Source organism: Streptosporangium oxazolinicum, from assembly GCF_039537505.1.
In the GTDB taxonomy this organism is placed as follows: Bacteria; Actinomycetota; Actinomycetes; order Streptosporangiales; family Streptosporangiaceae; genus Streptosporangium; species Streptosporangium oxazolinicum.
Map to the genome: position 1 here is coordinate 1 of NZ_BAABAQ010000031.1, position 1,571 is coordinate 1,571.

The 1,571-nt window shown below is 68.5% G+C and carries 1 protein-coding gene and 1 pseudogene; both read right to left on the bottom strand.

Features of this window, described 5'->3' with window-relative positions; translation table 11 throughout:
* Positions 1-304, bottom strand: a pseudogene (locus ABD817_RS39360) (sugar phosphate isomerase/epimerase); the annotation flags it as partial.
* Between the two features lie 116 nt (positions 305-420).
* On the bottom strand, positions 421-1,571 hold a 1,151-nt coding region (locus ABD817_RS39365), incomplete at its 5' end, for a Gfo/Idh/MocA family protein (RefSeq protein WP_344923566.1).

A 1,571-nucleotide genomic window follows, 5' to 3' on the forward strand; every position in this document is an offset into this window, starting at 1 on the left:
CCTCGCCGTTGCCCCAGATGCGGGCGGGCAGGATGCCCTGGTGGCGGGCGTCGATGGGGTTGTCGCAGACGGCCTGGCCGACCAGGTGGTTGGAGATGGTGTAGACCGACAGGTTGTGCTTGGCGAGTAGTTCCTGCTTGCGGGGGATGTAGTCGTCGTCGGTGAGGGCTTTGTCGACCTCGAAGTGGTCGCCCCAGCAGGCGAGTTCCAGCCCGTCGTATCCCCAGCCCGAGGCCAGGCGGCAGACCTCCTCGAACGGCAGGTCGGCCCACTGGCCGGTGAACAAGGTGATCGGCCTGGTCATATGTCCTCCATGTCACAGATTGTGGGCCGCGTGGTGCGCGAGTTCAGCTCGCACGCGCACCACGCGGGTGACGGGACCCGCTCATGGGGTGTACGCCCCACGAGGGGCGGGCTCCGTCATACCTCCTCGATCGCCGTCAACCGGCTCTGGTCGGCGGCGCTGCGTTCGACCGCGGCCAGCACCCGCTGAACGTTCAACCCGTCGTCGAACGACGGAGACGGAGCGACACCAGCGGTGATCGCCTCCACGAAGTCCTTCACCTCGTGGGTGAAGGTGTGCTCATAGCCCAGGCCATGCCCCGGCGGCCACCACGCCCCCGCGTACGGATGCCCGCCCTCGGTGACCAGCACCCGGCGGAACCCCGCCTCCTCAGCAGGCAACGCGTGATCATGGAACCACAACTCGTTCATCGCCTCGAAATCGAACGCCACACTCGCCTTGGAACCGTTCACCTCGATCCGCAACGCGTTCTTGCGCCCCGTCGCGAACCGGGTCGCCTCGAACGACGCCAGCCCACCCCCGCTGAGACGGCCGATGAACACCGCCGCGTCATCGACATCGACCTCACCCAGCTGCGCCCCCGACCCGTTACCGGTATCGGCCGACAATCCGGCCGAGACCCCGGCGATGGGACGGTGCGTGATGAACGTCTCGGTCAACCCCGAGACCTCGGTCAACCGTTGGCCGGTGATGAACTGCGCGGTGTCGATGATGTGCGCGCCGATATCCCCCAACGCCCCCGAGCCGGCCAGCTCCTTTTGCAGCCGCCACACCAGCGGGAAGTCCGGATCGACGATCCAGTCCTGCAGATACTGCGCCCGCACATGCCGAACCGCACCCAGACGGCCCTCGGCCACCCACCGGGCGGCTTGCGCGATGGCCGGCACCCGACGGTAGTTGAACGCCACCATCGCATACACCCCCCGCGCCGCCGCCGTCCGGGCCGCCTCAGCCATCGCCTCGGCCTCAGCGACCGTGTTGGCCAGCGGCTTCTCACACACCACGTGCTTGCCCGCCTCCAGCGCGGCGATCGCGATCTCGGCGTGCGAGTCGCCCGGCGTGCAGATGTCCACGATCTGCACGTCATCACGGGCGATCAGCTTGCGCCAGTCGGTCTCCACCGCGGCCCAGCCCATCTGCTCGGCCGCCGCCGCCGTCGTCTCGGCTGAGCGGCCACACAACGCGGCCATCACCGGCCGGGCCGGCAGATCGAAGAACGCCCCCACACTGCGCCAGGCCTGGGAATGCACCCGGCCCATGAAGGCAT